The sequence below is a fragment of the Rummeliibacillus sp. TYF005 genome, assembly GCF_003844195.1.
Taxonomy (GTDB): domain Bacteria; phylum Bacillota; class Bacilli; order Bacillales_A; family Planococcaceae; genus Rummeliibacillus.
In genome coordinates this window covers 1-351 of the sequence record NZ_ML122657.1, presented here as the reverse complement: position 1 = coordinate 351, position 351 = coordinate 1, and the positions used below count along the sequence as shown (strand labels likewise).

1 protein-coding gene is annotated in these 351 nt (G+C 32.8%); it reads right to left on the bottom strand.

Translation table 11 applies throughout. The features are described 5' to 3' along the window. Positions 1-351 (bottom strand): protein rep (locus CW357_RS18115; RefSeq protein WP_241155195.1); only part of this gene is annotated, 351 nt, incomplete at both ends.

Here is a 351-nt window from a genome sequence, read left to right as displayed (position 1 = left end):
GACTTGTCCAATCTTCTTGCGATAAATAATTATTACTATTTTTAAAATAAGTTTTTTCAACACACAACAACACATGCATGTGTTGATTATATGAACCGTCTTTTTTATTAACGGTAACTTCCGTGGATCTCATAAAGCCAATCATGTTTTGAGCCACTTTTTTATATTTCATTAAACGATTGAAACCTTGCGCCATTGCTTTCAAACTCTCATCTAACATTTCACCATCAAACACATTCTTTACTGTTAACGTTAAGAAAAGCCATCTTGCTTTCGGTTTTTGACGAATGACTTCTTCTACAATTTTTGTTGTTTGTATACTTCGTTTCATCGTTTTCCTCCAGTTGCACA